Origin of the sequence: Carboxylicivirga taeanensis (assembly GCF_051851475.1) — a bacterium.
Classification (GTDB): Bacteria; Bacteroidota; Bacteroidia; order Bacteroidales; family Marinilabiliaceae; genus Carboxylicivirga; species Carboxylicivirga taeanensis.
This window is the reverse complement of record NZ_JBPUSJ010000055.1, coordinates 1-2,287: the sequence shown is the minus strand read 5'-3', so window position 1 is coordinate 2,287 and position 2,287 is coordinate 1. Positions and strand designations below refer to the sequence as shown.

Genomic DNA, 2,287 nt, shown 5'->3' with positions numbered 1-2,287 from the left:
TTGCGTAATTCTAAAGTTGCAGTTTGCTGCAGCAATTGAGTGTAATTAAGGAACAAATATACAGGCATCGGGCCGCTTCATACGGCAATCCGTTGCCCAACATAAAAAATAACCACCTAAAATTGAATACTATGAAAACACTTTTAGCTTCAATAAGACTATTGTTGTTATCACTTTGTATCATTACTAGCTTTTCAGCATGTGATAACGAGGATGAAAATCCAGATAACTCGAAAGACTTTGATTATGGAACACTCCTTGACCAAGATGGAAATACCTATAAAACAATTACTATTGGCGAGCAAGAGTGGATGGCGGAAAACCTTAAGACCACCAAATATAATGATGGCACTGAAATTCCATTAATAATAGGTGATTTTGATTGGGCTAATATGACAAGTGCGGGATACTGTTGGTTTGATAATGATTATGAATCCTATGGAGAAACATATGGGGCAATATATAATTGGTACGTTATTGAGACTAATAAATTATGTCCAAGTGGTTGGCATGTTCCGACTGATTCAGATTGGAAAGAATTAGAAAAAACCATGGGCATGACAAATTCAGAAATTGAAACTGAACGAGGCTATCGAGGAATAAATGAAGGAAGTAAACTAGCTGGAAAGAAAGAATTATGGGATGATGGTGAATTAGAAAAGAATCCTTCATTTGGAGAAGCTGGTTTTCTAGCGATACCCTCTGGAATTAGAGAAGAAGCGTATTTTCTTCAACCTGGAATGAGTGGTGTCTGGTGGACTGCAACAGAGAATAATGTTGAAAAAGCTTGGATAAGAATGATAAACTTCAATCGTAGTAATATTTGGAGAATGGATGGAAGTAAAGCAGGAGGTTATTCGATTCGTTGTGTTAAAGATTAATAATAACTGTTGTATCATAAAAATTACGTTGGGCAACAAGCCGCTATAAAGCATATGAAGTCCGACTTGTTTTGCAAGTTTAGTGGCTTCGGCTACCAACGCCAAATCGTCGATTTGGCTTTAAAAGTGAAAAGATAAAAACAAATACAACGCTTTGGCTCCGCTTGATTTGGAAAGTTTGTAAGGATAAATTCCATACGCTTCATGCGGCAGGCCGTTAGAGCCAATAAAAACTAATAACCAAGTAATAAACTGATTTAAAATGGGAAGTTGGGGAACAGCAATTTCATCAAATGACATTTATGAGGATATTTACTCTGAATTTATGGATTTATATGATGAGGGACTTGAGTCATCCGAAATTACTAAAAAAATCATAAATACTTATCCTGACCTTCAAGATGATTATGAAGATAAAAACAACTTCTGGTTTTCATTAGCAATGGCTCAATGGCAATGTAAGTCTTTAGACCCATACCTTTTTCAGAAAGTTAAAACAATTATCTTGTCAGGAAAAGATATAGAACTTTGGGAAGAGTTAGGAGCCGAAAGAAAGGAAATTAATAAAAGAAAAAAGGTACTTGATTCATTCCTGGAAAAGTTAAGTGTTGAGAAGAGTAAACCTAGAAAAAGAAAGCGAAAAGTATTACGTGATTCAATTTTTCAAAAAGGTGATTGTCTGACTTTTAAACTTGAAAATGGTAATTATGGTGGAGCATTTGTTTTAACCTCGGAAATACAGACTGAGTTTGGTATGAACATGATTGCCATTACCACTATTAACAATGAAGATAAACCAACAATCGAGGATTTTGAAAACTCATATGTTCTGATTCGAAAAGAGGAAGTTGGTTTGAGAGGAATTCAGGATAAAGAACAGATCTCTTGGTACTATGCTCAATTCTTTAGAAAAGCAACTGTTGATTTTGAAGTTGTTGGTAATTTAAAAGTTGATATTGAATATACATTTAATAATGACTACACTAGCGTTTCGCAATGGGATTCGATGAAAATGACAATTGATATCAATGATCAAGTTTTATTAAAAAATGGAGCCCCAGAGATGAAATTAAAACTTATTGAATTAAGAAAAAATACTGGCTCTAACAAGCCATCATAAAGTAGCCCTGGCTTTGGCGGGGTTTGGGAGTTTAGCTCCCGTGCGAACCTGGGCACAAACAAGAAAGCGAATATACCACACGCAAATCGGGCCACTTCATATGGCCGAACCGTTGTAACCTATTTGTTGGTTAAATATTTACAGATTTATTTTGGTCGTCCGCCAAAAACCAAAACTTAGAATAACTTGGCCACTAATCCTGACTTGGTTTGTTTCATATCAGCCCAGATGTTCAAATTGAGGTGTTTCTGGAATTGATTTTCAAACGTGAACAGGAATCAATTTG

Annotated in this window: 2 protein-coding genes; both read left to right on the top strand. The window is 35.4% G+C overall.

Annotated features, from left to right (window positions below):
- Positions 1–131 precede the first annotated feature (131 nt).
- A complete protein-coding gene (locus ACSX1H_RS19110; protein ID WP_439185856.1) occupies positions 132–881 on the top strand; it encodes a fibrobacter succinogenes major paralogous domain-containing protein in 750 nt (249 codons plus the stop codon).
- 262 nt (positions 882–1,143) lie between these two features.
- The gene (locus tag ACSX1H_RS19105) at positions 1,144–2,001 is read left to right on the top strand and encodes a hypothetical protein (protein WP_439185855.1); all 858 of its coding nucleotides are present in this window, start codon (positions 1,144–1,146) and stop codon (positions 1,999–2,001) included.
- The last annotated feature ends 286 nt before the right edge of the window (positions 2,002–2,287 follow it).